Below are 26,882 nucleotides of genomic sequence, written 5' to 3' on the forward strand. Positions count from 1 at the left end.
CACGTGTCCTGGAGCCGCCCATGAACCTGATGCCCTCCGTCTGCCTCGCCGTGTTGCTCGCCCTCGCGCCCGCCGCCTCCGCCGCGCCACCGAAGAAGGCGGCCAAAGCGGAGCCGGCCAGGCCGGTGCGGGTGGTGTTCCAGACGGAGAAGGGGGAGATCGAGATGGAGCTCGATGAGGCCCATGCGCCGCAGACGGTGCGCAACTTCCTCGTCTACGTGGAGGGCGGCTTCTTCGAGGGCGGGGTGTTCCACCGCACGGTGAAGCCCGACAACCAGCCGAACAGCAAGGTGAAGATCGAGGTCATCCAGGGCGGCATCAACCCCGCCCGCGAGTCCGAGCAGCGCGCGCCCATCGCGCTCGAGCGCACGAGTGTGACGGGGCTCAAGCACAAGGACGGGACGCTCTCGATGGCGCGCGACACGCCCGACACCGCGGTGTCGGATTTCTTCATCTGCATCGGCGACCAGCCCGAGCTGGATTTCGGGGGCAAGCGCAACCCGGATGGCCAGGGCTTCGCGGCCTTCGGCCGGGTGGTGAAGGGCATGGACGTGGTCCGAGCCATCCAGCAGGCGTCGGCGGAGGGGCAGAAGCTCACCCCGCCGGTGAAGATCCAACGCGCCGCGCGCAAGCCGTAGCGGCCCCCGGAGGCCTCGTAACTCTTACTGCCTTCGGGACCAGGGCCGCTCGCGACAGCGGGATAACTCCTTGAAATGACACGCACCTGGCCCGGATGGGCTGCTGGCACGCGGGATGCTGTACCTCCTGCACGAGAAGTCAGCGGGGCAGGGCGGTGGGGGGTTGGGGCGGTCGGGGCAGGACGGGCGGGTCGGGGTTGGGCGGGACGGGCGGGTCGGTGGGGGTTGGGGGGTAGGGGCAGGACGGGCGGGTCGGTCGGGGTCGGGCGGGGCTGAGACAGGACGGGGAAGTTCATCGGGGAGGGGCTGCCTGGGGGCGGCTCCTCCCCGGTTCTTTTCCGAGCCTGTCAGCCCTCTCTCTCCGCTGGCGAGCAGCGGGAGTGGGCCGGGTGCTTGACGCATGGGCGGAGGGCTTCGTCTGCTGCCGCCATGTCCAGCCAGTCTTCACCGGTGCCCCAGGCGGGCACTGCGCCGCGCCCCGTGGACGCCAGCGAGCGGGTGGTGCTCCTCGACGTCCTGCGCGGCTTCGCCCTCGGGGGCGTCTTCGTCTCGAACGCCTACATGCACCTGAGTGGCCGAGGGCTGCTGCCCCGCGCCAGTGCCAGGGCGCTGGAGGCCACGCGGGTGGATGCCGTGGCGGCCTTCCTCTTCGAGCAGCTGGTGGCCGGCAAGGCCATGTTCCTCTTCTCGCTCCTCTTCGGGCTGGGCTTCTCCATCCAGCTGATTCGCGCGGAGGAGCGCGGCAGCTCCATCGTCCCGGTGTATGTCCGGCGGCTGGGCGTGCTCCTGCTCATCGGCCTCACCCACCGCTTCGCGCTCTGGTACGGGGACATCCTCACCACCTATGCGCTGATGGGCTTCGTGCTGCTGCTGATGCGCGAGGTGCCCGCCCGGAGACTGCTCGTCTGGAGTCTCCTGCTCATGTTCGTGGCGCCCATCGTGGTCTCCGCCGTCACGAAGCTCACGCCGCTGCTGGCGAGCTCACGCGAGGTCGTCGCCGCCGCGAACCAGGAGAACATGGCGCGCGTGGCGGAGATCAAACGCCAGACGCTGGCGGCCTTCTCGAGCGGCTCCTATCTCACCACCGCGCGAGCCAACATCGAGTTCCTGCTGAAGGTCTTCACCCGGACGACGACGGTGGCGTGGATGTTGGTGGTGCTCGGCCGTTTCCTGCTCGGACTGCTGGCCGGACGGCGGCGGCTCTTCCACGACGTGGAGCACCACCTGCCGTTCTTCCGCAAGCTGCTGGGCTGGGGGCTGGTCACGAGCGTGTTGGGCAATGGCGCCGAGCTGCTCTTCAGCCACCTGACGCGCACGGCGCCTGCTGGAAGTACCGGGCGGCAGGTCTGGGAGATCCTCAAGCCCGGGGTGGAGGAGGTGGGCCTCATCGGCACCGCCGCGTGCTACGCGGCCGGCTTCGCGCTCCTCTTCCAGCGGCCTCTCTGGCGGCGAGTCCTCGGCGTGCTGGCGCCCGCGGGGCAGATGGCGCTGACGAACTACCTGTGCCAGACGCTCATCAGCCAGTTCGTCTATTACGGCTATGGCTTCAACCTCATCGGCAAGCAGAGCCCCACCGAGTGCCTGCTGCTCATGTCCTCGCTCTTCTGTGTCCAGGTCTGGCTGAGCCACCTGTGGCTGGCGCGCTTCCGCTTCGGTCCCGCCGAGTGGGTGTGGCGCTGCCTGACCTATGGCGAACGCCAGCCGCTGCGCCGGCGGCCCGGGCAGGCGGGAGGGCACGTGGCCCCCGCGGCACCGGAGGCCTCGTAAGTCTTACCGGCTCCCGGGCCGGTGCTGGGCGCGGCCTCGAGGTAACTCCCTGAAATGACACGCCCCTGGCCCGGATGCGCTGCTGGCACGCGGGATGCTCTACCTCCTGCACGAGAAGTCAGCGGGGCAGGGCGGTGGGGGTTGGGGCGGTCGGGGCAGGACGGGCGGGTCGGTCGGGGTCGGGCGGGTCGGGACGGGCGGGTCGGTTGGGGTTGGGGGGGTAGGGGCAGGACGGGCGGGTCGGTCGGGGTCGGTCGGGGCTGAGACAGGACGGGGAAGTTCATCGGGGAGGAGCTGCCTGGGGCGGCTCCTCCCCGGTTCTTTTGGAGCGAGGAATCGCGCGGTCGACAACGCCGGGAAGACACCTCCATACTCCCCCGCTCAAACGTCACCCCCGAGGTTCGAATGAGCAATGGAGCCGATGTAGAGCAGCTCGACGCCCCCCCACCGATCTCCGCCGAGCTGCGCGCGAAGATCCTCGCGGACCCCAACGTGGCGAAGATGGCCGCGGAGCTCGAGATGGACCTCGAGGTGTTCGTCAACACCGTCGGGTACTACATGAACAACCCGGGCGTGGAGCCCGCGTTCCTCGTCGTCAGCGACGAGAACCTGCGGAAGATGGGGGTCGAGCCGCCCACCGCCGAGGCCATCGAGGCCAACGTGCGCGCCAGCGTCGAGGCCTTCAAGGCCGGCCAGGCCCCGAGCGGTTTCGAGGAGCCTCGCAAGAAGGGCGTGGACCTGGCTTCCCAGGGCGGCAAGGCCGTGGAAACCAAGGCCGATCCCGGCCTCGATGACGCGGTGAAGAAGGGCCGGACCAATCTAAAGCCCTGATTCCACGAGGCTTTCTAGAAAAAGAACGCCCCCCGGCAACATCCAACCGCGGCCCCCGATAATCCCTTCAACGCAGCACTTTTCCAATCCCCTACAAGAGAGTTCGCCATGGGTTTTATCAAGAGCATCGGCAAGGCGTTCAGCAAGATCGGTGACTTCGCCAAGAAGGCGGTCGGCTTCGCGAACAACATCCTCAACGGACCCCTCGGGAAGATTGCCTCGTTCATCCCGGGCGTCGGGCCGTTCATCGCGGGAGCCGCGAAGGTCGTCGGCATCGCGAACAGCGTCATCAACGGTGGTGGCCTCAAGGGCATCATCGGCGGCCTCGTCGGCAACCTGGGCGGTGGCCTGCTGGGCAAGGCCGGTTCGCTCCTGAGCAAGACGGGTCTCGGCGCCGCCATCGGCCTGGGCTCGCAGACCAACAGCACGGGCGGCGTCCTGGACCTGGTCAAGGGCCTGATGAGCTCGCGCAAGGGTGACCAGTCTCCTGCCGCGCAGGGCGACAAGTACAACCTGAGCCAGTTCGCGGCGTTCAAGGTCGCCAACCTGCTCCGCGCCGGCTGATCGGCTCGCCTCGGCTTCGCCAGTCCAAGGGGTGCACGCTCACGGGCGTGTACCCCTTTTTCTTTTCTCGGGAGTGAGGACGATGGGGCTTGCGCCAGAGGAGTCGAGCCAAGGGGACAGGGGGGCAGCCAGGCGCTGGCTCCCGAGTCGCTCCGGCCGGCACCGCGCTCCATGCTACTGGCTCCCTGCCCATGTCCTTCAGCAAGAGCCTCGCGACAAAGCTCCTCATCGCCCTTTGCAGCATCATCAGCATCGCACTCGGCCTCCTCGTTCTCGTCGTCAGCCGGCAGTCGTCGCGGGTCGCTGAAGAGCAGGCGAATCAGCTGGTGACGCAGATGGCCGAGCGCTATGCGCGGACGGTCAACTCGGAGCTCGACGCCGCGTTCATCCCCGTCCGGACGCTCGCACAGGCCCTGGCGGCCCAGAAGGTCGCCGGTTCAGCCGATCGCCGGCTGGCGGATGCGGCGCTCAAGCAGGCCATCGAGGCCAATCCGAAGCTCCTCGGCATCTGGACGACGTGGGAGCCGAATGCGTTCGACGGGCTCGATGCGAAGTACGTGAATACGCCTGGTACGGACGCCACCGGCCGCTACATCTCCAATTGGTCCCGAGGTTCCGGACGCGTCGAGCTGGAGCCCAACGTCGATTACGAGGAGGAGGGCACGGGCGACTACTACCTCCTCGCGCGCAAGACCCGGCGGGAGACGATCGTCAACCCCTACCTCTACCCCGTCGGAGGCAAGCCCACCCTGATCACGAGCGTCACCGTGCCCATCCTCCTCGACGGCCGGTTCGTCGGGACCGTCGGCGCGGACATCTCGCTCGAGCAGATCCAGAAGCAGGTCTCGGAGATCACCCCCTTCGAGACGGGGTACGCGCTGCTCGTGTCGAACAATGGCGCGTTCGTCGCGCACCCCTCGGAGGAGCGTCGCGCGAAGCAGCTCGACGGCTCGCCCGCGGAGTCGCTGGTGAAGACCGCCCTCGCGAACCACACCGCGCTCTCGGGCCAGGTCCCCTCGGAAGTGCTCGGGGCCCGGGCCATCGAGGTGGTGGTCCCCATCCGCATCGGGGAGACCGTGACGCCGTGGGCGCTCGCCGTCTTCGCACCCCTCGACAAGGTGCTCGCGCCGGCTCGTGAGCTGAGCCAGTTCACGCTCCTGCTCGGAGCGCTCGCGCTGCTCGTGCTCAGTGGCGCCGTCCTCCTCGTCATCCGCCGCATCACCAAGCCGCTCGAGATGATCTCCAGCGCCGCCATGCGTATCGCGAACGGCGACCTCACCGGAAGGCTCGACCATCACTCGGAGGATGAGGTGGGTGTCCTCGCCAACGCGTTCCGCTCGATGCGGGATCGGCTGGCGCAGGTGATCAGCGAGGTCCGCGACGGAGCCGCGGCGCTCTCGGCGGCCGCGTCCCAGCTCTCGGAGACGTCCCAGTCGCTCTCGAGCCGCGCGAGCGAGCAGGCCGCGACCTTCGAGGAGATGACCAGCAGCCTCAAGAGCATGAGCACGTCCATCCTCCAGAACGCGGACAGCAGCCGCCGGGTGGAGACGCTCGCGGCCAAGGGAGCGGCCGACGCCGAGAAGAGCAGCCGGGCCGTCACCGAGACGGTGCAGGCGATGAAGCAGATCACCTCGCGCATCTCCGTCATCGAGGAGATCGCCTATCAGACGAACCTGCTCGCCCTGAACGCCGCCATCGAGGCCGCGCGTGCGGGCGACCACGGAAAGGGCTTCGCGGTCGTCGCGTCCCAGGTCCGCAAGCTCGCGGAGGGAAGCCAGACCGCGGCGAAGCAGATCAGCACGGTCGCCTCGGACAGCGTGAAGATCGCCGAGCAATCCGGCCAGCTGCTCCAGGCCCTCGTCCCGTCGATCGACACGACCTCGCACCTGGTGAAGGGCGTCGCCGCCACGTCGAGCGAGCAGTCGTCGGGCGTCGGGGAGATCAACAGGGCGATGCTCGGCCTGAATGATGCGACGCAGCAGAACGCGGCGGCCGCGGAGGAGCTGTCGAGCACCGCGGAAGAGATGGCGGCGCAAGCGGAGAGCCTGCTGCAACTGGTGGGCTTCTTCCGGGTGGACGCGGCCGAGGCCTACCGGCCCGTCAGGAGCACGACTCCCGGCCTTCGCCTGCCGCACGGCGCGGCCCAGACGCGGGCGCACGAGCGCCGCGTCTGAGAGGTCCAGGCAGCGGCCTGGTCCACGCGGCTGTTACGGTTGGCCAGGAACCCAGCCGGGCAACGCGGCCGCCTGCTTCACCCAGGCCGCCATCTGCGCCTCGTCGAGATCGTCCTCGTGGATGTCGATCCAACGCGCGTCCTTGCCCGTGCCTCCGGGTGGGACGGGTCGCAGCGACGTGCCGCGGAAGAAGCTCACCTTGACGTAGTGCGTGAAGGTGTGGAACCCCAGGAACAAGCCCTGACCTTCGATGCCATACATGGGCGAGTTCCACTTCACGGCCTTGCGCACGTTGGGCACGTTCCGCACGATGAGCGCGTCGAGTCGGCGCCCGACGTCACTCTTCCAGCCCGGCATCCCGGCGATGTACGCCTGCACCGGGGCGTCGCCGTCGGCCTTCGCGATTTGCGGATTGCCGCCTGAAAGGAGTTTCACTGGCTTGGCCGCACTCGCACCTGGCTTGGCTGCACTCGCACCTGGCTTGGCCGCACTCGCACCTGGCTTGGCCTTCGCGCCTGCCTTCGGCGGGGACTTGGAGCTGGTGGCCGACGTGCGTGGCTTGCTTGCGCGCGACGTGGCCTTGGCCTTCGGCTTTGCCTTGCCTGGCTTGCGCACGGGATTCGCTGGCGCCTTCATGATGATGACGGCTCCACGTAGAGGTTCATGAGCGTGAGTCTCATCAGGGTCTCCTCCTGTGTTGGTCACCTTGGCGGGCCGTGGCCCGTCAGTCAACTGACCAGATCCGCGTGGAGAATGTACCCGGATGGCCGCGTTCCTCCCCCGCGAACGCCGGTTCAGGGCGTGGGTGTCACCTCGGCGCCGGTGTCGGCGTCGACCACTTCGATGGCGGTCATCGGGCACAGCTCGGCCGCCGCGATCACGGCGTCGTCCGGCTCGATCTCGCTGTTCCGGGCTTGTGAATAGCCGTCCACGAGGTGGAAGTAGCGGTGTGCCGTCATGACGCACGTTCCGCAGCCGGCACAGTTCTCCGTGACCCGCACCCGCCAGCGGCGGGGCAGGGAGGTTTCGGCGCTCACCACGTCACCTCGAGGCGGGCGGGGCAGCGGGCGATCAGCCCGGGCTTCCACGGCACCTCGTCGACGGGGACTGCGAGCCGCAGGTCCGGGAACCTCCGGATCAGGCCCTCGATCGCGAGGCTCAACTCGACCCTGGCCAGCGACGCCCCGAGGCAGTGATGCGCCCCGTGACCGAAACCGAGGTGCGGGTTGGGTCTGCGGGCGAGGTCGATCTTCTCGGGGCACGTGAAGACGCGCTCGTCACGATCCGCGGCCGCGCGCTGGAAGATGACCGTCTCTCCCTTGCGGATCAGTACGCCGCCCAGCTCGACGTCCTCCGTCGCTCGCCGCGGGAAGCTCCCGGTCGAGCGCAGCGGGATGTACCGCAGCAGTTCCTCGATCGCCGTCGGCAGCAGCGAGGGTTCGGCCACCAGCCGGGCGTAAAGCTCTCGATGGGAGAGCAACAGGAAGCAGCTGTTCGAGATCATGCTGAGCGACGTCTCGTGGCCGGCCATGAGCACCCCGATACCGGTTCGAGCGGTCTCGAGCGGTGTCAGCCGTTCGGTGTCCATCGCCTCCAGCAAGGTGCTGACGAGGTCGTCCGTGGGGCATGAGCGGCGCTGTTCCAGCAACTCCTGGAAGTACTCCTCCAGCGCCGTCCGGGACTGGTCGACCTCGACGGCGTCATAGGCCCTGGTGGCGACGAGGACGTCGGAGTACCGGCGGAACCGCTCCCGCTCCGCGTAGGGGATGCCGAACAGCTCGCAGATCATCACGACCGGCAGCGGGACCGCCAGACTGGCGACCAGGTCCGCCGGCGGTCCCCGCGCAACGAGCAGGTCGAGTTGCTCGTCCACCACGTCACGGATCCGGTCGCGCAGCAGCTCCACCCGCCGCATCGTGAAGGCCTTCGCCACGACGCGGCGGATCCGGGTGTGTTCCGGTGGATCCATCGTGAGCAGGTTTCCCGGCCGCAGCGGCAAGGGGGTGACCCGGGCGGTATCCGGCTGCGTGGCTTCCAGGGAGCTGAACCTCGGATCGGCCAGGAACTGCTTGATCTCGGCGTAGCCGGTCAGCAGCCATGCTTCACCACCGAATGGCATCCTCACGCGGCTGACCGGCTCCTCCCGGCACAGTTCCGCGTACCGCGGGTGGAGGTCCAAGGCCCGGACGGGCCCGAACGGATAGTGCGGCGGTGCACCGGGGAGCGCCTGGGCCTCCCCATGACTGGAGTTCCTCGTGCTCATAGGTGGGCAGAGTGGGGACCGCGCCCGTGTGATTCGTCGGTGGCCCCTCGAGGCCCAGGCGAACGGGGAGGGAGTCAGCCGTGGCACGCCGGCCTCGGACCGTGGAAGCATGGGCGCCCGGAGGCTCGCGGGCGGGCTCATCAGACCTGCTGGAAGTGGCTGGGCTTGCCGTCGAGGTGCACCAGGCGCCCGAGTCCCGCGGCCTTCGTGCGTGGCATGAGGGTCCAGGTGCCGTCCGCGCGGAGCAGGGCCGCCGAGTGCCAGGGGGTGGTCCAGGCGTCGGGGGCGTCGAGGAGGCGGATGCCGAATTTGGGCGCGCCGACGGGCTGGGGGTGGATGGACAGCCGTACGGCGTTCGGGTGGTGTTCGGCGATGAGGTTGCCCCAGGCGCGGCTGCGCTGGATGACGCCGTAGGCACGCTGCCGGCAGGCGCGCTGGAGCGCGGAGCGGGTGCCGGGCCACTGGGCGGTGTCCTCGACGAGGAAGCGGGTGATGCCCCGGTAGAGGGCGAGGGTGTTGTTGTCGGTGTGGATCTCGGCGCGCAGGTCGTCCAGGGCGGGGGCGTAGCGGTCGTGGACGTGGGCGCGTTTCGCGGGGTGCGGGAGGTTGCCGAGGACGTCGCGCAGGTCGAAGACGCACAGTCTCTTCAGACCCAATTGGCCTATCTGTGTGCGGAGTTCGTCGGTGTAGGCGTCGATGTGGTCATCGGGGACGCCGATGAGGTCGCCGAAGACGTGGCCGTCGGAGCAGATGATCACGCGGGCGCCGGGCGCGTGGAGCCGCTGGATCTCGGTGCACAGCGTGTCCAGGAAGGAGAGGGAGAGGCGTTCTCCCTGGTCGGGCAGGTGGCCCAGGACCTTGGCCGGGTTGGGGGACTTGCAGGCGAAGCCGGGCAGGGTGAAGACGATGGGGGCGCCGTCGCGTACGAATGCGGCGATGCCGCGCAGTTGATGAGGGAACGCCTCCGCGGGGGCGGGGGTCGGGTCGGTCGTGCGGTGGTGACGGAGGAGGAGGTTCAGGATCGCGGCGCTGATGCTCTGGGAGAGGGCATCCGGGGCGGTCATCATTTGCATTGCAGGGCTCCTGGAGGCATGGCGCTGGGGCGGGATGTGGCCGGGCGCCGTCGGGTAGTGGGTGGGGTCGGTCGGCCGGGGTCGGGTCGGGCGGTGCGCGGCCGGACCCGGTCAGCCGGGTGCTGGTGTCAGAGGCGTTGGTCGTAGCCGACGGGCAGATGGTTGGTGCCGCGGCCGAGGACGGCCGGGATCCACTCGATGTCCTCCTCTCTGATGGACAGGTGCAGGCCGGGCAGCCGGGTGAGCAGGGTGCCGAGGGCGATCTGGAGTTCGGTGCGTGCGAGGGTGGCGCCAGGGCAGAAGTGGATGCCGTGGCCGAAGGCGAGGTGGGGGTTGGGGCTGCGGTCGAGGTCGAGGGTGTCGGGGTCGGGGAAGCGGTGCGGGTCGCGGTTGGCGGCGCACAGGGAGACGATCACCGAGTCGCCAGCGGGGACGCGCGTGCCGTGCAGGTCGCTGTCCCGGTCGAAGAAGCGCCAGGTGGTCAGCTCGAAGGCGCTGTCGTAGCGCAGGAGTTCCTCGACGGCGCGGGGCAGCAGGTCCGGGTTGCCGCGGAGGCGGGCGAGCTGCTCGGGGTGACGGAGCAGGGCGATCAGGGCGGTGGTGATCTGGTTGGTGACCGGTTCCTGGCCTGCGACGAGGAGCTGGAAGATCATCGAGCCCAGTTCCTCCTGGGTCAGTTCATGGCGGTCGCGGGCCACGACGAGGCGGCTGAGCAGGTCGTCCTCCCCGTGCTCACGTTTGCGGGCGACGACGTCGGCGATGTAGCGCTGCAGGCCGTGAAGGCGTGCCTCGTACAGCGGCCGGCCGGGGTCGGTGGGGCCGACGGGCTGGACGACCTTCCCCCAGTCGCGATCGAAGCGGCCCGCCAACTCGGGTGGGAGACCGATGACTTCGGCGAGGACCTGGAAGGGGAAGCGGGCGGCGAAGCCGGTGACCAGATCCGCGGGGCCGTACTGGGGTAGCCCGTCGACGAGCGCGTCGGCCAGTTCCTGGAAACGGGGGCGGAGCTGTTCGACGCGCCGGGCCGTGAAGGCGTCCGTCACGAACCGGCGCAGGCGGGTGTGCCGGGGCGGGTCCTGGTGGAGCAGGTGCACCTGGAGCTGGGAGTGCTGCGGCTCCGGCATGATCGCGGCGCGGGCCCGCCAGCTGTCGTTACCCCGGTCGTGGTTCTTGCCGAGGCGGTCGTCGCTCAGCGCGGAGCGCGCGGCCTCGTAGCCGGTGACGAGCCAGGCCCGGACGCCGCTGGGGAAGAGCACGCGGTGGACCGGGCCGGCCTCACGCATCCGCACGTACAGGGGGTAGGGGTCGGCCTTGTAGGGGCAGCCCATGAGCGGGACCGGGTCGGGCAGGGTGTTCGGTTCGGTGTCGGGCAGGGATTCGTCAAGGGTCACGGGTGCGCCTCGAGTCAGGGGTGAGGGGCTGGTACCGCGTCAGTGGTGGGATCGCGCGGCCGGACGGGAGTACGGCGAGACAGGCGGCACATGAGAGGAATTGGGCCAAGGTCGAAGAAGGATTCGGGCCCACTGCGGCTCACGGGGGTTGAGAATCAAAATGGGTTTGTGAGAGCAGTGGGTGGAGCGCCTCAGCTGGCCTGGGTGCTCGGTATTCGAGCGAATGCACGTCCGGAGCACGCGCGGCATCACAAGCGCGAGGGATTCCTTCCATCCCGCACATGACAGGAATTGGGGCAATGCCGAGCAAAGGAGCCTGGTCATGACCGCGGCTATCAACCTTCCCGTCCCTCCGCCGTTCCCGCTGGCCCAGCGCATGTCGCGGATGAAGGACTCCGTCACACGGGAGATCCTCAAGGTGGCCGAGCGGCCCGACGTGCTCTCCTTCGCGGGCGGGCTACCGGCTCCCGAGCTCTTCCCGGTGGAGGCCATCGCCCAGGCACACGCCGAGGTGTTCGCCGAGGAGGGCCGCGCCGCGCTGCAGTACAGCACCACCGAGGGCTACGGGCCGCTGCGCGAGTGGATCTGCTCGCACCTGGGCGGACAAGGCCTGCACGCGACGACGGAGCAGGTGCTCATCACCAACGGCTCGCAGCAGGGCATCGACCTGGTGGCCAAGGTGATGTTGGACCCGGGCGACGTGGTGGTGGTGGAGAACCCCAGCTACCTCGCCGCGCTCCAGACGTTCAGCGGGTACGAGGCCTCCTACGCCGTCGTGGGCAGCGATGACCAGGGCATGCGCGTGGACGAGCTGGAGGGGCTGCTGCGGGGCGGCCGCAAGCCCAAGCTCATCTACCTGGTCCCCAACTTCCAGAACCCCACGGGCACCACGCTGTCGCTGGAGCGCCGGCACGCGCTGGTGCGCTTCGCCCAGCGCCACCGCATCCTCATCCTCGAGGACAACCCGTACGGGGAACTGCGCTTCCGGGGCTCGCACCTGCCGTCGCTGGCCTCGCTCGACACCGAGGGCGTGGTCATCACCCTGGGGACGTTCTCCAAGACGCTGGCCCCCGGGCTGCGCATTGGCTGGGCCGTGGGCCCGTGCGAGCTCATCCGCCCCCTCACCGTCGTCAAGCAGTCGGCGGACCTGCACACCGCCACCGTCGCGCAGCGCGCCACGGCGCGGCTGCTGTCGCGCTTCGACTACAACGCCAACCTGGACAAACTGCGCGCCGTCTACGGTGAGCGCTGCCAGGCGATGCTCGCCTCGCTGGAGAAGCAGATGCCGCGGGGCACCCGGTGGACGCAGCCGGATGGCGGCATGTTCGTCTGGGTGGAGCTGCCGCGGGGCATGAGCGCGGACACCCTCTTCCCGCAGGCGCTCGAGAAGCGCGTCGCCTTCGTGCCCGGCTCCCCCTTCTTCGCCGCTGAACCGCGCTCGGAGTTCATGCGCCTGAACTTCTCCAACCGCCCGCCGGAGCTCATCGAGGAGGGCATGCGCCGGCTCGGCACGGTCATCGCCGCCGCCCAGGGTTGAGCGCCGGGCGGTGATGGAACTCCACCGGTCTGGTGGACAGCGAGCCTGCTCAAGGCTCGTAGAAGCCGCCGCGCACCCACTCGTTGGCGACGTCTCTGTTGAACTTGAAGTTCACGGGCACGCGATGCTTCGCGACGGTCGCGCCAGCGTCGTCGATGGCGGAGAGCAGCGCGTGGGGCTCATACTCATCGGCCACGATCTCGAGCCGGACCTCGTACCAGCGGCCCTCCCATGCGATGGAGAGCTTCTTGGTCAGGGCCTGGTCGCGCTGCCGCGCGGAGCGGTCCAGCACCTCCGAGGCCGTTTTCACGAAGGTCGCGAACGCCGTCGCATCGAAGGGCTTGGGGTTCTTCTTGTCGCGGCCCATCACCCACGGACTGATGAGGACGGGCTCGGCGAGCCCCTGCTTGCGGATTTCCACGGCCCAGCCGTCGTCGTCCTCGTTCTTGATGACCCTGGCCGTCCAGCCGTTCTTCCGCCAGAACGTGGGCTCCATGACTTCGGGCTCGGCAGGCGTGCGCTCGTCGCTCATAGGCGTTCCTCATACCCTCCGATTGCCATTTGCCAGAGAAGTATCTGCCCCCTGCGCTACACAACCCCCGCGCTCGACCGCATCGCGGCCGAGCGGCCTGCGCCAGGTGAGGGGGCGGGCGGCGGGAATCGAACCTGCTGCCTGGCAATCCCAGAGCGGGCCTGGCGGAGTTTCGTGGGAGCCTGGCGCCGAGAAAAGTTTGTGATTATCTCCGCGGGCCCACCTCCGCGAGCAGCTGCCCGAGGTCCAATGGCTTGCGGAGGACACGGACGTCCGCGAGCTCCGGCGGCTGGAGCAGGGCGGTGACCATGACGATGAGCGTCGTCTGAAGCAGCCCCTCGGCGCGGCCCTGTCGCACCAGCCAGCCTCCGGATTTTCCCGGCAGGACGTAGTCCGTCACCAGCAGGCAGACCCCCTCCGCGCGCAGGCGCGCCATTCCCTGCTCGGCGGTGGCGACGGCGTTGACCTGGTAGCCCCTCGTCTCCAGCAGCTCGGTCAACGCCTCCCGGATGGCACCGTCGTCTTCGACGAGGAGGGCCGTGGGTTGCCTCGTCATGAGCCCTCCTCGGGCACTCCGGCTTCCGGGGTGGGGGGCAGCGGCAGCCGGACCGTGAAGGTCGAGCCTTCCTCCGGAACGCTGGCGAGCTCGATGCTTCCGCCATGGGCATCGACGATTTCCCGGACGATCCACAGCCCGAGCCCCATGCCCGACTGACCGCCGTGGTGGGCGCGCTCGAAGCGCTCGAAGATGCGCCGGTGTTCCGACGCCGGTACGCCCAGCCCCGTGTCCGTCACCGTCAGCACGGCGAAGGCCCCCTCCCGGCGGACCTTGAGGTGCACCGGCTTGCGGTTGCCGTACTTCAACGCGTTGGAGAGCAGGTTGCCCACCACCTGTTCGAGCCGCGCCACATCCCACTCCCCGGTGACCGGCTCCGCCTCCAGCGTGACCTCGATGCCGCCCGCGGCGAGCTCGTCCGCGTTGTGAGCCAGGAGCTCCCGGGTGAGCTCCGCCAGGTCCACGCTCGTGCGCTTCAGCTCGATACGCCCCACGGTCATCCGCGAGACGTCCAGGAGCAGGTCGATGAGCGCATTGAGCCGCTCGGTCTGCCGGACGGAGGCCTGCAGCTTCGTGGTGAGCACCTCCACCGCCAGGCCCGCTCCGCTGCTGACGCGGTGCAGGAGGTTCTGCATCTGTAGCCGGAGCGCCGTCAGGGGCGTGCGCAGCTCGTGGGCCGCGGTCGCCAGAAACGCATCGTGCAGGCGCACGGTGTTGCTGACCTCCAGGATGCGGCGCGTGTTCTGCGTCTCGCGTTCCCGAAGCTCGGTGATGTCACGGAACGAGGTGACCACGCCGGCGCGGCTTCCATCCGCGCGCGCCAGGGGATGGGAGGTGAACGAGAGCCAGCTGAGCTCTCCCCCCGCGCGCCGGATTCCAATGATCAGTCCGCGCTCGGATTGCCCGGTGTGCAGGCACACCAGCGCGGGACAACGCTCCAAGGGGAACGGGTTGCCGTCCTCCTGAAACGGATTACAGCGCTCGAGCACGGAGCGTCTGCCGAGCAGCGCATCGGCTGGGATGCGCAGGATGCGCTCCGCACTCGGGTTGGTGGCGCGGATGACGCCCTCCTGATCGTGGAAGACGACTCCTTCTTCCATGCCCTGCACGACAAGCCGGTAGTGGAGTTCCATTGGGTGTGCGGATTGAGATCCACTCATTGCTTCGGTCCTGGCGACGCTCTGCTTGGCCACTTTCACGCGCGTTTCTCCTGGTTGCGCTGTGTCACCACCCCCTTCCCCTGAACCGGCAGCGCCCAAAGCAATCGCGATGCCATCCCCGGCGCATGGGGGCGGCGTCGGCCAGCTGTAGTTTTTTCCCTGTAAGTTTGGGGGTTTGAAGGTCAGTCGGCGAACAGCGAGCGGGTCGCTGGCTCGACGGGAACGGCGTCATCCCGGCTGACACTGAAAAAACGACAGCCCGGGATCCGGTAAAATCTTCCGGTTTGTGCGGTGAGCGACCCACGCGCTCGACTTTTCGAGGCGGGCATCACCGGCGGACGAGGGGCTGTACGAAGCTGCGCCGTCGCGTGCTGCCTGCCGCGTCGGGCTTCAGTCCGCGCTGGTTGGGGAGGAGCCAGATCTGCAGTGCGGCCGAGGCGAGGCTCCAGAAGGGCGGGCCGCTCGAGGGGCAAGGACTGGAATCCGGGATTGAAAATGCTCGGGGTGCTGCGCGCCCGGACGAAGGCCTCGCAGCAGACCGCGGTGTCGCGCATCGGGCGCGAAACTCCCGGGAGCACTCGACGGCTCCCGGGAGTAAACCTCCAAGCGATGCTTTCTAGTAGCGGTAGTGGTCGCCCTTGAAGGGACCCTGCTTGGAGACGCCGATGTACTTCGCCTGGGCATCGGTGAGCTCGGACAGCATCGCGCCCAGCTTGGTGAGCTGGAGGCGGGCCACCTTCTCATCCAGGTGCCGCGGCAGGATGTACACGCCCGGCTTGTACTTGCCCGGATTGGTGAAGATCTCCACCTGCGCCAGCACCTGGTTGGCGAAGGACGAGCTCATCACGTAGCTGGGGTGGCCGGTGCCGCAGCCCAGGTTCACCAGCCGCCCCTCGGCCAACAGGATGATGCGCTTGTTGTCCGGGAAGATGATGTGGTCCACCTGCGGCTTGATGTTCTCCCACTTGTACTGCTTGAGGCTCGCCACATCGATCTCGTTGTCGAAGTGGCCGATGTTGCACACGATCGCATTGTTCTTCATGCGCTTCATGTGATCGTGGGTGATGACCTGGTAGTTGCCCGTGGCGGTCACGAAGATGTCGGCCTTGTCCGCCGCGTACTCCATGGTGACGACCCGGTACCCCTCCATCGCCGCCTGCAGCGCGCAGATGGGATCGATCTCGGTCACCCACACCTGGGCCTGCAGGCCGCGCAGCGCCTGCGCCGAGCCCTTGCCCACGTCCCCGTAGCCGCACACCACGGCCACCTTGCCGGCGATCATCACGTCGGTGGCGCGCTTGATGGCGTCCACCAGGGACTCGCGGCAGCCGTAGACGTTGTCGAACTTGGACTTGGTCACCGAGTCGTTGACGTTGATGGCGGGGAACGCGAGCTTCCCGTCCTTGGCCATCTGGTACAGGCGGTGGACGCCCGTGGTGGTCTCCTCGGTGACGCCCTGGATGTTCTTGAGGATCTTCGAGTACCAGCCGGGCTTGGCCGCGAGCTGCTTCTTGATGGAGGCGAAGAGGATGGTCTCCTCCTCGCTGCCAGGGTTGTTGAGGACGGAGATGTCCTTCTCGGCGCGGGTGCCCAGGTGGATGAGCAGGGTGGCGTCGCCACCGTCATCGAGGATCATGTTGGGCGTGCCACCGTCGGCCCAGTCGAAGATGCGGTGGGTGTACTCCCAGTACTCCTCGAGCGACTCGCCCTTGTGGGCGAACACGGGGGTACCGCCGGCGGCGATGGCGGCCGCGGCGTGGTCCTGGGTGGAGAAGATGTTGCACGACGCCCAGCGGACCTCGGCGCCGATCGCCTCCAGGGTCTGGATGAGGACGGCGGTCTGGATGGTCATGTGGAGCGAGCCAGCGACGCGAGCGCCCTTGAGGGGCTGGGTCTTGGCGAACTCGTCGCGGATGGCCATGAGACCGGGCATCTCGGTCTCGGCGATCGCGATCTCCTTGCGGCCCCAGTCGGCCAGCTTGATGTCGGCGACGCGGTAGTCGGTGAACTTGGTCAGATCGATTGCAGCCCGCATGCAGTGCTCCTCGGCAGGGGCTGGATGTGGCAGACGGGACCTGCTCGCCTCCCGGGCATCCAGCCACGAGTCAGCGAGCGCCGTTGCAAGAACCTGAGCCTGGCGGGGAGGACCCCCGTTGCAGCGCTCCTCAGGTGGGGCGGAACCTACAACAAGCGGGGCCCTTGTCGCCACAGAAGTGAATCCCCCGAGGGGCCGGGCGAGGGGGAGGGCGTGGGGCTGGGGGCCGTGTGCGGGCCCACCCGCGCTCCAGGCAGGAAAACTTCCTCCTGGCGGGCTTCTTTGTCACCGTGAGTGCACCCGGACGGAGCGTCCGGTGACCGGGAAACGGGGGAGAGAACCATGAGCAGGAGATTGGAAGGCAAGGCCGCACTCGTGACGGGGGCCGGTTCGGGGATTGGCCGTGCGGCGGCGGTGCTGTTCGCGAAGGAGGGGGCGCGGGTGATCGTCTCCGACGTGAACGTCGCCGGGAGCGAGGAGACGGTAACGGCCATCCAGAAGCAGGGGGGCGAGGCGCGTTTCATCCGCTGCGACGTCTCGAAGCCGGCCGAGGTGGAGGCGCTCATTCGAGGCGCGGTGGAGGCCTTCGGGCGGCTGGACTGCGCCGTGAACAACGCGGGCATCTCCGGGAGCATGGCGCCTACGGGGGACTACCCCGAGGACATGTGGGACCGGATCATGGCCACGAACCTCAAGGGGGTGTGGCTGTGCATGAAGCAGGAGATCCAGCAGATGCTGAAGCAGGGGGGCGGTAGCATCGTCAACACCGCCTCGGCGGCGGGGCTGGTGGGAGTGCAGATGGCACCGGCGTACGTGGCCGCCAAGCATGGGGTGGTGGGGCTCACGAAGACGGCCGCGCTGGAGTACGCGAAGGCGAACATCCGCATCAACGCGGTGTGCCCGGGGGTCATCCGCACGCCGATGATCACGGTGGCCACGGACCACAACCCGGAGATCGAGGCCGCGGTGATCGCGTCGGAGCCGGTGGGCCGGATGGGGACGCCGGAGGAGGCGGCCGAGGCCCTGGTGTGGCTGTGCTCGGGCGCGGCGTCCTTCATCACGGGCGTCGCGCTCCCGGTGGACGGCGGCCTCGTCGCGCAGTAGCGCGGCTCCCGCAGAAGAAAGGGCCCCAGGAACCCGAAGGTGCCTGGAGCCCTGGAGTATCAGCGCTTCTCGTTTGTTCTAGCGGCCGTCGCGAGCCATGGAGGTACCCAGCAGGCCGCGCGCCCGCGCCACCAGCTTCGAGAACTCCTCGCGGTCCGTTTGGCCGTCGATGGCGCCCTCGGCGAGCTTCTGCGCCGTGGCCAGGTTCCACCCCTGGGCGCTCGGGCTGCCGCGCAGCACGTCCGCCGTGGCCGCCACCGCCAGCGCGAAGCGGAAGTCCGCCGAGGCCCCATCCAGCGTCGCCCGCAGCATCTTCTGCTCGAAGGGGAAGGCCTGCTCGGCCGCCTCGGTGCCGTTGGGCGCCTTGGCGCGGATGCGCACCGTACCCAGCGGCGCCTTCTCGCCCGTCAGCTCCACCTCGTACATCGCCGTCACGCTGTGGCCCGCGCCGATCTCCCCCGCGTCCACCTTGTCGTCACGGAAGTCCTTGTCGGCGATGTCCCGGTTCTCGTAGCCCACCAGCCGGTAGCGGCTCACCACCTTCGGGTCGAACTCCACCTGGATCTTCACGTCCTTCGCGATGACCTCCAGCGTCCCGGTGAGCTGCGTCTCGAAGACCTTCTTGGCCTCCTTGTAGCTGTCGATGTAGAAGCAGTTGCCGTTGCCCTTGTCGGCCAGCTTCTCCATCAGATCATCCCGGTAGTTGCCCATGCCGAAGCCGATGGCGGACAGGGTGACGCCCTCCTTCACGTAACCCTGGATGCTGTTGAGCATGGCGTCCGCGGAGACGTTGGGGCCGATGTTGGCGTCACCGTCCGTGAGAACCACCACGCGCGCCACCGAGCTGCCCGAGGCCTTCTTCACCGCGTGCTTGTACGCCATCTGCATGCCCGAGCCCATGGCCGTGCCGCCACCGGACTCCAGCGTGTCGATGGCCTTGTAGATGCTCTCCAGGTTGGTGGCCGGGGTGGGGGAGAGCACGTCGCGGGTGCTGCCCGCGTAGGTGACGATGGCCACCGTGTCGTTCTCGTTGAGGTTCTTCACCGCCAGCTTCATCGCCTCCTTGGCCAGCGGCAGCTTGTCCTGCTGGCTCATGGAGCCGCTGGTGTCCACCAGGAAGACCAGGTGCGCGGGCTTGCGCTGCGAGCGCGAGACGACCTTGCCCTGCACTCCCACGCGCACGAACTGGCGGTTGGCGTTGAAGGGCGAGGGCGCTCCCTCGAGGTGCACGGTGAAGGCGCCCTGCTCGGGCGGGGTGTAGCGGTACTTGAAGTAGTTGACGAACTCCTCGACCCGGACGGCCGCGTGCGGCGGCAGGGCGCCCTGGTTGAGGTAGCGGCGCGACACCGCGTACGACGCCGTGTCCACGTCCACCGCGAAGGTGGAGAAGCGGTCCTTGGCCGTCTCGGTGAAGGCGTTGGCGGCGTGGTGGGTGAAGCTGTTGCCCTGCGACTGCGGCTCCGGCTGCTGTTGCATGGCCATGCCCCCCGCGGGCATCGACCTCGCCGGAGACGGAGGAGGCGGCGGAGGCGTAGCGGGGGCCACGGCTACCCGGCCCATTGCCATACTCGGCTCGGCGGGCTTCGCCTCACGGCGGCTCTCCACGGGAGCCATGGCACCGGCGGCGGCCTTGGCGGGCGCCTGCTTCGGGCTCGGCATGGCGACGTCGGCCTTCGCGTCGGCGGCCTCGGACTTCTCGTACACGGCGCCATTGGCCGGAGCGCCCTCGGTCTCGGCCTGCGCGACCCCGGCTTCTTCCGGGGCAGGGGCGGCGTCGTCCTTCGGCGCCTCTTTCGTCTGGGACTGCCATTCGATGGCAGAGGCCCTGGTGCCGGGCGAGGTGCTGCACGCAGGAACGAGGCTCAGGGCGAGGGCGGCGCTCCCCCAGCGGGTCAGGCGGTTCAGCTTGGTCGAGGACATGTGCGCTCCGGTTGTTTCCGTGGGAACGGAGGCTCGGAACGCACCACCCGCGATTTGGGTTTATTCAGTCCGCGCGATTTTTTCCCCGAAGGCCCCGGAGAGCGTCTCCCCGAGGAACCGGCCCGCCCGGCGCACGGCGTTCTGGGCCGCATCCAACGCGAGGCACAACCCGTACGTCAGGGCGATGAGCACCACCGTCAGCAGCGCGTACTGGCCCCAGCCGCTCCGGCCGCCCCATACCTTCTCGAAGGAGAAGCCGAAGATGTGGAAGTACAGCAGCGCCTCGTGGAAGAAGTACGCGGACATGGACGCCGTGCCGAACGTCTCCACGAAGCGGCGCACCCGCGAGGGCTCGGCATTCGAGGCCATCCGCCGCTCCAGCCCCATCAGCCCGAGCAGCACGAGGCTCACCCACATCCATCGCTCGGCCGCGTTGGAGGGGTTGGTGACGAAGAAGCGGTGCTCCGGGTACAGGTCCCGGAGGGGGTCCGCCGCCAGCCAGCCGGCGAGCCCGAGTCCGACGAGGAACAGCAGCGCCCGGATGAGCCCGGCGCGGCCCTGCTCGCCAGCCACCGCCCCCGCGTACGCTCCGAGCCAGGTGAAGCCGAGCCACGGCAGCAGGGGGAAGACGGCCCCGGTGGACTTGTTGAGCAGGTAGGCCCAGGGCCCCTGCACGGCCTCGCCCAGCGGCGAGAGGAAGAAGACGACGAGCGCCAGTGCCAGCGCCACACCGCGCAGCACCCGAGGCCGCGAGGCCAGCCAGGCGGCCAGCGGCAGGACGAGCAGCAGCGACAGTCCCACGCAGTGGAGGATGTCCAGGCGCGCCAGCCACTTCGGCTCCCGAAACAGCGGGAACCACATCCAATTGACCAGCGTGGCCACGCCGAGCACCTGCAGGGTCCGGCGCAGGTTGCGACCGAGCCGATCGAGCTGTCTGCCACTCGAGGCGCTGCGGACCAGCAGCAGCGCGAGCGCGAAGCCCGCGGCGAAGAGGAACGCCGGGGCCACCAGCCCGTCGATCATGAGCAGGAACTTCGTCGTCTTGCTCTGGCGCAGCTCGGGGGTCAGCAGCACCAGCGCGTGGCACTGGACCATGAACAGCACCGCGATGCCGCGCAGCCAGTCGATGGCGCGGACGCGCTCGGAGGAGGGGGCGGGACTCATGGGAGGCAGGAGAGCTCGGGTTCGGGGGCTTCGGCGTCCTGGTGCTGCATCAGGCAGCGGATGGCGTTCGCATCCGCCGCATCCCCGCCCCAGGAGCGCCGCCACAGCAGGGCGGCCACGCGCGTGGGAATCTGTGAGTCCGGAGCGACGATGGCGCGGATGACGCCGTTGCCGCCGGCCTTCGCCTCCTGCCGCAGGGAGTCCAGGGTGGCGACGAGCTCGGGGCAGCCCTCGGGGCAGTTGTAGAGGAAGACCGCGTGCCCGTGCTCCAGGTTGTGCAGCCAGACGCACCGGTTCTGCTCGGTGTCGTGGACCCGGCAGGCCAGCGTGCTGCCACAGTGGTCCCCGCTCGTGGGGGGGTTCAGCCCGTCTCCACACGCGGTGCTCGAGCAGGTGAGGTGCCTCGCGGTCGCGGGCGGGGGCGAGAGCGTGATGTCGTAACGGGAGCAGTCCTCGGGGTCGCTCGGGCCACAGGCGAGCAGGGAGGACAGCAGGAGGGCGGGACGGGCGCGGTGGAGCGGGGACATCGGGGCCCCTCTTATCACGGGCCCTCCTCACGGGCCCAACCCGGGGAATGGAGACCCTCACCCCGGCCCTCTCCCAGGGGGAGAGGGAGGACGGTTGGATGCCCATCGGCCGGTTTCAGCGGGCTGGCGCGACGTTTCGCCCCCCGTACGAATCCTAGAGGCGTGCAAGAAGGACTCTCCACCTATCGTCTTGGCTACGTGGCCAACTGTCTCTCGCTCGGCCTGGGCGCCAGCCATACGTGCCGCCTCGCCAGCGCCACGCCCCAGCGCCTGGAGGAGCTCATCGAGCTGAACCTCTCCGAGCTGGAGCAGATCCTCCTCTTCAACGAGGCGCGCGGTATCGAGCTGTTCCGCATCGGCTCGTCGCTCATCCCGTTCGGCTCGCATCCCGTCAACACGCTCCCGTGGTGGAAGACGCGGGCGCGTGACTTCGATCGTCTCGGGCACATCGCCCGGCGCTCACGCCAGCGCCTGTCCCTGCACCCTTCGCCCGCGGCGGCCTCGCTGACGTCCGTGCACCAGCGGGTGCGCGATGCCGCGATCGCCGAGCTGCGCTACGGCGCCCGCGTGTTGGATCTGCTCGGCCAGGGGCCCGAGGCGCGGGTGGTGCTGCATCTCGGCGGTGCCGCGCCGAGCCGGCCCGAGGCGTTGGACAACGCGCGCCACATGCTGGACGCCATGCCCGAGGAGCTGCGCAACCGGCTCGTCATCGAGCACGACGACAAGATCTGGAGCGCGCGCGAGGTCGCCCCGCTGGCCCGGGAGCATGGGCTGCCCTGGCTCGCGGACAACCTGCACAACGCCATCGAGCCCTCCACTCCCGAGATGCCGCTGGAGGAGCTGCTGCGCGAGTCGGCGGCCTCGTGGCGCGCGTTGGACTTGCGGCCCAAGTTCCACCTGGCGAGCCAGAAGCCGGAGGGCAGGCCGGGGGCACACGCGGACCGCATCGACCCGGCGGACTTCCGGGCGGTGGTGGCGGCGCTGGACGGCCCGGCGGACCTGATGCTGGAGGCCAAGGACAAGGATCTGGCGCTCTTCGCACTGCGTCAAGAAGCGGCGGCCCTGTCGCAGCCCACGCCAACCCCGTAACACCCCGTCACTTTGCAGGTGCGTTTCCCGAGGGCCTTCCTCTACGGTTCGCCCCGCCATGAACAGCACCTCTCCCGTCAAGTCCCTCCTGCGCGCGGCCCTCGTGGTCGTCCCGCTCATCGCCACCCCCGGCTGTGCGCCCTCGGCGCATGGCAACACCGCCGCTGGCGCTCCCGAGGCGACGCCCGCCTCCGCGCCCGCCGCCGAGCAGCAGAAGCCCGCCGCGGCCGCGCAGCCCACGGCCGAGGACGCGCGCCAGTTCGCTACCCGCGTCAACGAGGACCTCAAGCGGCTGTGGACGCGGCAGGCCACGGCCGAGTGGATCAAGAACACGTACATCACCGATGACACCGAGCGCAACGCGGCCCTGGTGAACGAGGAGGTGCTGGGCTACGTCAACCAGGCCATCAAGGAGGCGGCGCGCTTCAAGGACGTGCAGGGGCTGGACGCGGACACCGCGCGCACGCTGCACCTGCTGCGCGTGTCCTCCTCGCTGCCCGCGCCGAGCGATGCGCAGAAGCGCGCGGAGCTGGCGGGCATCGCCGCGAAGCTCGAGGGCCTCTACGGCAAGGGCAAGTACTGCGGCAAGGACGGCAAGGGCCAGTGCAAGGACCTGGGCGAGCTGTCCGATGTGATGGCCAAGAGCCGCAACTATGACGAGCTGCTGGAGGCCTGGACGGGCTGGCATGCCATCTCGCAGCCGATGCGCCCGCTCTACCAGCGGCTGGTGCAGCTCTCCAACGAGGGCGCGCAGGAGATCGGCTTCACGGACACGGGCGCGCTCTGGCGCTCCAACTACGACATGCCGCCCGAGGCCTTCGAGCAGGAGGCCCAGCGGCTGTGGGGGCAGGTGAAGCCCCTCTATGACGATCTGCACTGCTACGTGCGCGCCCGGCTCGCCAAGCAGTACGGCGAGGACAAGGTGCCCGCTGGCAGGCCCATCCCCGCGCACCTGCTCGGCAACATGTGGGCCCAGGAGTGGAACAACATCTACAACCTGGTGGAGCCCTACAAGGGGCAGCCCAGCCTGGACGTGGACTCCGAGCTGAAGCGGCAGAACTACGACGCCATCCGCATGGTGAAGATGGGCGAGAGCTTCTTCACCTCGCTGGGGCTCAAGCCGCTGCCGCAGACGTTCTGGGAGCGCTCGCAGTTCACCAAGCCGCGCGACCGCGAGGTGGTGTGCCACGCCAGCGCCTGGGACGTCACCTACAACAACGACCTGCGCATCAAGATGTGCATCAAGCCCACCGAGGAGGACCTGGTCACCATCCACCACGAGCTGGGCCACAACTACTACTACACCTACTACTACAAGCTCCCGGCGCTCTATCAGGCGGGCGCCCATGACGGCTTCCACGAGGCCGTCGGCGACGCGCTCACGCTCTCCATCACCCCGGGCTACCTCAAGCAGGTGGGCCTGCTGAAGGAAGTGCCCAAGGGGGACAAGGGCCTCATCAACCTGCAGATGAAGGACGCCATGGAGAAGGTGGCCTTCCTGCCCTTCGGCCTGCTGGTGGACCAGTGGCGCTGGGAGGTGCTGTCCGGGCGCGTGAAGCCGGAGGACTACAACAAGGCATGGTGGGCGCTGCGCGAGAAGTACCAGGGCGTGCGCGCGCCGGTGGAGCGCTCCGAGAACGACTTCGATCCGGGCGCCAAGTACCACGTCCCCGCCAACGTCCCCTACACGCGCTACTTCCTGGCGCGCATCCTCCAGTTCCAGTTCCACCGCGCGCTCTGCCAGGCCGCCGGCCAGAAGGGCGCCCTCCACGAGTGCTCCATCTACGGCAACAAGGAGGCCGGTCAGCGCCTCCAGGCCATGCTGGAGATGGGCGCCAGCAAGCCCTGGCCCGACGCGCTCCAGGCCCTCACCGGCCAGCGCGACATGGATGCCTCGGCGATGCTGGAGTACTTCGCCCCGCTGCGCACCTGGCTCCAGGAGCAGAACAAGGGCCAGAAGTGCGGCTGGTAGGGCCTGCCCGGAGTGGACACGGGTAGTGGCCCCGCTTAAATTCGTGCTCGCCTGGTTGGGTCTCGACCAGCCAGGTGCGGGCGGCAGATTTTCGCGCCCGTCTGTCTGAAAGAAGAAGAGCGAATGGCAACTGGTACCGTGAAGTGGTTCAACGATGCGAAGGGCTTCGGATTCATCACGCAGGACGGCGGTGGCGAGGACGTGTTCTGCCACCACTCCGCGATCAACATGGATGGCTTCCGCACCCTGGCCGAGGGCCAGCGCGTGGAGTTCGAAGTGACCAAGGGCCCCAAGGGCCTGCAGGCGCAGAACGTCCGCGCGGCGTAGTCCGGCAAGTCTTCCTTTGTTGTTCCTGAAAAGGGTCCGACCCGCTGGGGCCGGGCCCTTTTTCATGTCTGGAGTCCTCGCGTGTCCCGTTCCCCGTCCCGGTTCCTCGTGAAGCGTGTTGCGCTGTTTCCGCTGCTGGCCGCGCTCGGCTGCGCGTCCGGCCAGCCCCATGTCCAGGCGGGTGCTCCGCCCGCGGAGGCCCGTCCCATGAAGCCCACCGCCGATCTCCCCGCCCTCAAGGCCGCGCTCGTCTCCCGCCATGGCGAGGCGCAGCGGGCCCGCATCGAGCGCGGCGTGGACCAGCTGGCCGCGCTGTGGCGCGAGGAGGATGGGGACCTGGCCGCCTTCGCGCGCGAGCACTTCATCGCCGACGAGAAGCAGCTCGACGCCACCCTGGCCCGGCTGGAGACGGCCTTCGAGCAGCTCGACGGCCACCTGTATGAGATCAGCCGGGAGCTGCGGCGTCCCACGGACCTGGACCTCGGGCCGCTGCTGCCGGTGGATCCGCTGCTGGCCGCGTATGACCCGGCCGCGCACGTCACCGAGGATCTCTTCCGGGCCAAGGCCGCCTTCGTGGCGCTGCTCAACTTCCCGCTCACCACGCTGGCCGAGCGGATGGAGCAGGGCCCCGGCTACACGCGCCGCCAGTGGGCCGAGGCCCGGCTCACCGGCCGCTTCAGCCGCCGCGTGCCCGCCGAGGTGCGGCAGGCCTCGGCACGCGCGAGCGCGGACGCGGACCTCTACATCGCCGAGTACAACATCTGGATGCACCACCTGCTGGACGAGCAGGGCCGCCGGCTCTTCCCCTCGGGGCGGGGGTTGATCAGCCACTGGAACCTGCGGGACGAGCTGAAGTCCCGGTACGCGGATCCCGAGGGGCTGGCGAAGCAGCGGATGATCGTCAAGCTGATGGAGCGCATCGTCACGCAGGAGATTCCCGCGGCGGTCATCGACAACCCGCGGGTGGACTGGAATCCCTTCACCAACGAGGTGAAGGCGGCACCGGCGGGAGAGGTGGAGGAGGAGGCGCCCCAGCGCGCTGTGGTGCTGGACGGCAAGCGCGAGGAGGACGTGCGCTACGCGAAGCTGCTGGCGCAGTTCCACGCGGCGCGACTGGAGGATCCGTACGTGCCGGTGGCGCCCACGGCCATTGCTCGCAGCTTCGAGCTGGGACGCGAGCTGCCCGAGGCCCGGGTGAAGGCGCTGCTGGAGCAGGTGCTGACGTCACCGCTGGTGCCCCGGGTGGCGAAGGAGATCGAGTCGCGGCTGGGGCGCGAGCTGGAGCCGCAGGACCTCTGGTACGCCGGGTTCAAGCCGAGCGGGAAGCTGTCCGAGGAGGAGCTGAACACGCTGACGCGCCAGCGCTACCCGACGGCCGAGGCCTTCGCCAAGGACATGCCGCGCATCCTCCAGGGGCTGGGCTTCTCGAAGGAGAAGGCGGCCTTCCTGGCGGCGCACATCCGGGTGGATCCCTCGCGCGGTGCGGGACACGCGATGCAGGCGATGCGGCGCGGAGACTTCCCCCGGCTGCGCACGCGGGTGGGCGCCAAGGGCATGGATTACAAGGGCTACAACATCGCCGTGCACGAGCTGGGGCACAACGTGGAGCAGGTGTTCTCGCTCTACTCGGTGGACCACACGCTGCTGGCGGGCGTGCCCAACAACGCCTTCACCGAGGCGCTGGCCTTCGTCTTCCAGGCGAGGGATCTCGAGCTGCTGGGGCAGGCGAAGCCGGACGCGGCCAGCGAGCGCGAGCGCGTGCTCAACGACTTCTGGCAGACGTGGGAGATCGCCGGGGTGGCGCTGGTGGACATCGCCGTGTGGCACTGGCTGTACGAGCACCCGGACGCCACGCCCGCCCAGCTGCGCGAGGCGGTGGTGCGCATCTCCCGGGAGACGTGGGACCGGTACTACGCGCCGGTGCTCGGAGGGCAGGGGACGCCGCTGCTCGGCATCTACAGCCACATGATCTCCTATCCCCTGTACCTGACGGACTACCCGCTGGGGCACCTGATCGCCTTCCAGATCGAGGAGCACCTGAAGAAGGCAGGCAACCTCGGGGCGGAGTTCGAGCGGATGGCGAGCCAGGGCGCGCTGACACCGGACGTGTGGATGACGAACGCCACGGGCGCTCCGGTGAGCGCCGAGCCGCTGCTGCGGGCCACCGAGGCCTCGCTCGCCCCTTGACGGCCGCGGGCGCGGCCCCTGTGTTCAGTGTCAGGCAAATGGTGTATTGATTCTCGCGTCATCGGGCCCTG

The 26,882-nt window shown here is 68.9% G+C and carries 23 protein-coding genes and 1 riboswitch; of the genes, 11 read left to right on the top strand and 12 right to left on the bottom strand.

The annotated features are described in order from the left end of the window. Window positions 1–20: 20 nt before the first annotated feature. The 5 genes from NR798_RS22435 (at window position 21) to NR798_RS22455 (ending at window position 5,974) form a co-directional block, all read left to right on the top strand. The gene (locus NR798_RS22435; protein WP_375773526.1) at window positions 21–638 is read left to right on the top strand and encodes a peptidylprolyl isomerase; all 618 of its coding nucleotides are present in this window, start codon (window positions 21–23) and stop codon (window positions 636–638) included. 429 nt (window positions 639–1,067) lie between these two features. After that, window positions 1,068–2,405: a DUF418 domain-containing protein gene (locus NR798_RS22440; RefSeq protein WP_375773527.1), complete on the top strand. Its 1,338-nt coding sequence runs from the start codon at window positions 1,068–1,070 to the stop codon at window positions 2,403–2,405. Between the two features lie 405 nt (window positions 2,406–2,810). Next, window positions 2,811–3,236 carry a hypothetical protein gene (locus NR798_RS22445; RefSeq protein ID WP_375773528.1) on the top strand — a complete coding sequence of 142 codons (426 nt, stop codon included), beginning with the start codon at window positions 2,811–2,813 and terminating at the stop codon, window positions 3,234–3,236. Between the two features lie 108 nt (window positions 3,237–3,344). Continuing rightward, window positions 3,345–3,800, top strand: a complete 456-nt coding sequence (locus NR798_RS22450; RefSeq protein ID WP_375773529.1) for a hypothetical protein — start codon at window positions 3,345–3,347, stop codon at window positions 3,798–3,800. Between the two features lie 191 nt (window positions 3,801–3,991). Beyond that, window positions 3,992–5,974 (top strand): methyl-accepting chemotaxis protein, encoded by a 1,983-nt coding sequence (locus NR798_RS22455; protein ID WP_375773530.1) that lies wholly within the window; start codon window positions 3,992–3,994, stop codon window positions 5,972–5,974. 33 nt (window positions 5,975–6,007) lie between these two features. On the opposite strand, the gene NR798_RS22460 is transcribed toward NR798_RS22455, so the two are convergent. From NR798_RS22460 to NR798_RS22480, 5 genes are all read right to left on the bottom strand, one after another. Then, the gene (locus NR798_RS22460) at window positions 6,008–6,409 is read right to left on the bottom strand and encodes a DUF1801 domain-containing protein (RefSeq protein ID WP_375773531.1); all 402 of its coding nucleotides are present in this window, start codon (window positions 6,407–6,409) and stop codon (window positions 6,008–6,010) included. A gap of 359 nt (window positions 6,410–6,768) precedes the next feature. After that, window positions 6,769–7,011: a ferredoxin gene (locus tag NR798_RS22465; protein ID WP_375773532.1), complete on the bottom strand. Its 243-nt coding sequence runs from the start codon at window positions 7,009–7,011 to the stop codon at window positions 6,769–6,771. After that, entirely contained in the window at window positions 7,008–8,093 is a 1,086-nt protein-coding gene (locus tag NR798_RS22470) for a cytochrome P450 (protein ID WP_375773807.1), read from the bottom strand. Before NR798_RS22470 ends, NR798_RS22465 begins: the two co-directional genes overlap by 4 nt. 284 nt (window positions 8,094–8,377) lie before the next feature. Then, the gene (locus NR798_RS22475) at window positions 8,378–9,310 is read right to left on the bottom strand and encodes an L-tyrosine/L-tryptophan isonitrile synthase family protein (RefSeq protein ID WP_375773533.1); all 933 of its coding nucleotides are present in this window, start codon (window positions 9,308–9,310) and stop codon (window positions 8,378–8,380) included. Between the two features lie 128 nt (window positions 9,311–9,438). Next, entirely contained in the window at window positions 9,439–10,638 is a 1,200-nt protein-coding gene (locus NR798_RS22480; RefSeq protein ID WP_375773534.1) for a cytochrome P450, read from the bottom strand. Between the two features lie 385 nt (window positions 10,639–11,023). Here NR798_RS22480 and NR798_RS22485 point away from each other — a divergent pair, with 385 nt between their 5' ends. After that, a complete protein-coding gene (locus NR798_RS22485) occupies window positions 11,024–12,238 on the top strand; it encodes a PLP-dependent aminotransferase family protein (protein ID WP_375773535.1) in 1,215 nt (404 codons plus the stop codon). A 49-nt stretch (window positions 12,239–12,287) separates the two neighbouring features. On the opposite strand, the gene NR798_RS22490 is transcribed toward NR798_RS22485, so the two are convergent. From NR798_RS22490 to ahcY, 4 genes are all read right to left on the bottom strand, one after another. Continuing rightward, window positions 12,288–12,770 (bottom strand): hypothetical protein, encoded by a 483-nt coding sequence (locus tag NR798_RS22490; RefSeq protein WP_375773536.1) that lies wholly within the window; start codon window positions 12,768–12,770, stop codon window positions 12,288–12,290. A gap of 205 nt (window positions 12,771–12,975) precedes the next feature. Beyond that, complete coding sequence (locus NR798_RS22495; RefSeq protein ID WP_375773537.1) at window positions 12,976–13,326, bottom strand: response regulator; 351 nt, start codon at window positions 13,324–13,326, stop codon at window positions 12,976–12,978. Then, on the bottom strand, window positions 13,323–14,486 hold the full coding sequence (locus NR798_RS22500) for an ATP-binding protein (RefSeq protein ID WP_375773538.1): 1,164 nt from the start codon (window positions 14,484–14,486) through the stop codon (window positions 13,323–13,325). Before NR798_RS22500 ends, NR798_RS22495 begins: the two co-directional genes overlap by 4 nt. A 616-nt stretch (window positions 14,487–15,102) precedes the next feature. Next, window positions 15,103–16,521: an adenosylhomocysteinase gene (gene ahcY, locus NR798_RS22505; RefSeq protein ID WP_375773539.1), complete on the bottom strand. Its 1,419-nt coding sequence runs from the start codon at window positions 16,519–16,521 to the stop codon at window positions 15,103–15,105. A gap of 68 nt (window positions 16,522–16,589) precedes the next feature. Beyond that, window positions 16,590–16,659: riboswitch (S-adenosyl-L-homocysteine riboswitch) on the bottom strand. A gap of 204 nt (window positions 16,660–16,863) precedes the next feature. Between ahcY and NR798_RS22510 the strand changes: the two genes are divergently transcribed. Beyond that, window positions 16,864–17,625, top strand: coding sequence for an SDR family oxidoreductase (locus tag NR798_RS22510; RefSeq protein ID WP_375773540.1), 762 nt, complete (start codon window positions 16,864–16,866; stop codon window positions 17,623–17,625). Window positions 17,626–17,703: 78 nt separating this feature from the next. Here the strand turns inward: NR798_RS22510 and NR798_RS22515 are convergent, their stop codons facing one another. Genes NR798_RS22515 through NR798_RS22525 form a run of 3 tightly spaced genes read right to left on the bottom strand, consistent with a single transcriptional unit; the run spans window position 17,704 to window position 21,236 of the window. Beyond that, window positions 17,704–19,545 (bottom strand): von Willebrand factor type A domain-containing protein, encoded by a 1,842-nt coding sequence (locus tag NR798_RS22515; RefSeq protein WP_375773541.1) that lies wholly within the window; start codon window positions 19,543–19,545, stop codon window positions 17,704–17,706. A 60-nt stretch (window positions 19,546–19,605) separates the two neighbouring features. Then, the gene (locus tag NR798_RS22520; RefSeq protein WP_375773542.1) at window positions 19,606–20,709 is read right to left on the bottom strand and encodes a heparan-alpha-glucosaminide N-acetyltransferase domain-containing protein; all 1,104 of its coding nucleotides are present in this window, start codon (window positions 20,707–20,709) and stop codon (window positions 19,606–19,608) included. Continuing rightward, the gene (locus tag NR798_RS22525; RefSeq protein ID WP_375773543.1) at window positions 20,706–21,236 is read right to left on the bottom strand and encodes a DUF3105 domain-containing protein; all 531 of its coding nucleotides are present in this window, start codon (window positions 21,234–21,236) and stop codon (window positions 20,706–20,708) included. Before NR798_RS22525 ends, NR798_RS22520 begins: the two co-directional genes overlap by 4 nt. Window positions 21,237–21,398: 162 nt before the next feature. Between NR798_RS22525 and uvsE the strand changes: the two genes are divergently transcribed. From uvsE to NR798_RS22545, 4 genes are all read left to right on the top strand, one after another. Further along, window positions 21,399–22,325 carry a UV DNA damage repair endonuclease UvsE gene (gene uvsE, locus NR798_RS22530; protein ID WP_375773544.1) on the top strand — a complete coding sequence of 309 codons (927 nt, stop codon included), beginning with the start codon at window positions 21,399–21,401 and terminating at the stop codon, window positions 22,323–22,325. A gap of 58 nt (window positions 22,326–22,383) precedes the next feature. After that, complete coding sequence (locus NR798_RS22535; RefSeq protein ID WP_375773545.1) at window positions 22,384–24,297, top strand: M2 family metallopeptidase; 1,914 nt, start codon at window positions 22,384–22,386, stop codon at window positions 24,295–24,297. Window positions 24,298–24,420: 123 nt separating this feature from the next. After that, window positions 24,421–24,624, top strand: a complete 204-nt coding sequence (locus NR798_RS22540) for a cold-shock protein (RefSeq protein ID WP_267537289.1) — start codon at window positions 24,421–24,423, stop codon at window positions 24,622–24,624. A gap of 207 nt (window positions 24,625–24,831) precedes the next feature. After that, window positions 24,832–26,811, top strand: a complete 1,980-nt coding sequence (locus tag NR798_RS22545) for a hypothetical protein (RefSeq protein WP_375773808.1) — start codon at window positions 24,832–24,834, stop codon at window positions 26,809–26,811. Window positions 26,812–26,882: the final 71 nt, after the last annotated feature.

Source organism: Archangium gephyra, from assembly GCF_042230915.1.
GTDB lineage: Bacteria > Myxococcota > Myxococcia > Myxococcales > Myxococcaceae > Archangium > Archangium gephyra_B.

What these genes read in the sequence shown, in the direction of transcription:
- NR798_RS22445 (WP_375773528.1), top strand. Translation starts at nt 2,811, where the DNA reads ATGAGCAATGGAGCCGATGTAGAGCAGCTCGACGCCCCCCCACCGATC.
- NR798_RS22440 (WP_375773527.1), top strand. Translation starts at nt 1,068, where the DNA reads ATGTCCAGCCAGTCTTCACCGGTGCCCCAGGCGGGCACTGCGCCGCGC.
- NR798_RS22450 (WP_375773529.1), top strand. Translation starts at nt 3,345, where the DNA reads ATGGGTTTTATCAAGAGCATCGGCAAGGCGTTCAGCAAGATCGGTGAC.
- NR798_RS22545 (WP_375773808.1), top strand. Translation starts at nt 24,832, where the DNA reads ATGAAGCCCACCGCCGATCTCCCCGCCCTCAAGGCCGCGCTCGTCTCC.
- NR798_RS22510 (WP_375773540.1), top strand. Translation starts at nt 16,864, where the DNA reads ATGAGCAGGAGATTGGAAGGCAAGGCCGCACTCGTGACGGGGGCCGGT.
- NR798_RS22470 (WP_375773807.1), bottom strand. Translation starts at nt 8,093, where the DNA reads ATGCCATTCGGTGGTGAAGCATGGCTGCTGACCGGCTACGCCGAGATC.
- NR798_RS22535 (WP_375773545.1), top strand. Translation starts at nt 22,384, where the DNA reads ATGAACAGCACCTCTCCCGTCAAGTCCCTCCTGCGCGCGGCCCTCGTG.
- NR798_RS22525 (WP_375773543.1), bottom strand. Translation starts at nt 21,236, where the DNA reads ATGTCCCCGCTCCACCGCGCCCGTCCCGCCCTCCTGCTGTCCTCCCTG.
- NR798_RS22515 (WP_375773541.1), bottom strand. Translation starts at nt 19,545, where the DNA reads ATGTCCTCGACCAAGCTGAACCGCCTGACCCGCTGGGGGAGCGCCGCC.
- NR798_RS22455 (WP_375773530.1), top strand. Translation starts at nt 3,992, where the DNA reads ATGTCCTTCAGCAAGAGCCTCGCGACAAAGCTCCTCATCGCCCTTTGC.
- NR798_RS22480 (WP_375773534.1), bottom strand. Translation starts at nt 10,638, where the DNA reads ATGGGCTGCCCCTACAAGGCCGACCCCTACCCCCTGTACGTGCGGATG.
- ahcY (WP_375773539.1), bottom strand. Translation starts at nt 16,521, where the DNA reads ATGCGGGCTGCAATCGATCTGACCAAGTTCACCGACTACCGCGTCGCC.
- NR798_RS22435 (WP_375773526.1), top strand. Translation starts at nt 21, where the DNA reads ATGAACCTGATGCCCTCCGTCTGCCTCGCCGTGTTGCTCGCCCTCGCG.
- NR798_RS22540 (WP_267537289.1), top strand. Translation starts at nt 24,421, where the DNA reads ATGGCAACTGGTACCGTGAAGTGGTTCAACGATGCGAAGGGCTTCGGA.
- NR798_RS22475 (WP_375773533.1), bottom strand. Translation starts at nt 9,310, where the DNA reads ATGCAAATGATGACCGCCCCGGATGCCCTCTCCCAGAGCATCAGCGCC.
- NR798_RS22520 (WP_375773542.1), bottom strand. Translation starts at nt 20,709, where the DNA reads ATGAGTCCCGCCCCCTCCTCCGAGCGCGTCCGCGCCATCGACTGGCTG.
- NR798_RS22485 (WP_375773535.1), top strand. Translation starts at nt 11,024, where the DNA reads ATGACCGCGGCTATCAACCTTCCCGTCCCTCCGCCGTTCCCGCTGGCC.
- NR798_RS22490 (WP_375773536.1), bottom strand. Translation starts at nt 12,770, where the DNA reads ATGAGCGACGAGCGCACGCCTGCCGAGCCCGAAGTCATGGAGCCCACG.
- NR798_RS22495 (WP_375773537.1), bottom strand. Translation starts at nt 13,326, where the DNA reads ATGACGAGGCAACCCACGGCCCTCCTCGTCGAAGACGACGGTGCCATC.
- NR798_RS22500 (WP_375773538.1), bottom strand. Translation starts at nt 14,486, where the DNA reads ATGAGTGGATCTCAATCCGCACACCCAATGGAACTCCACTACCGGCTT.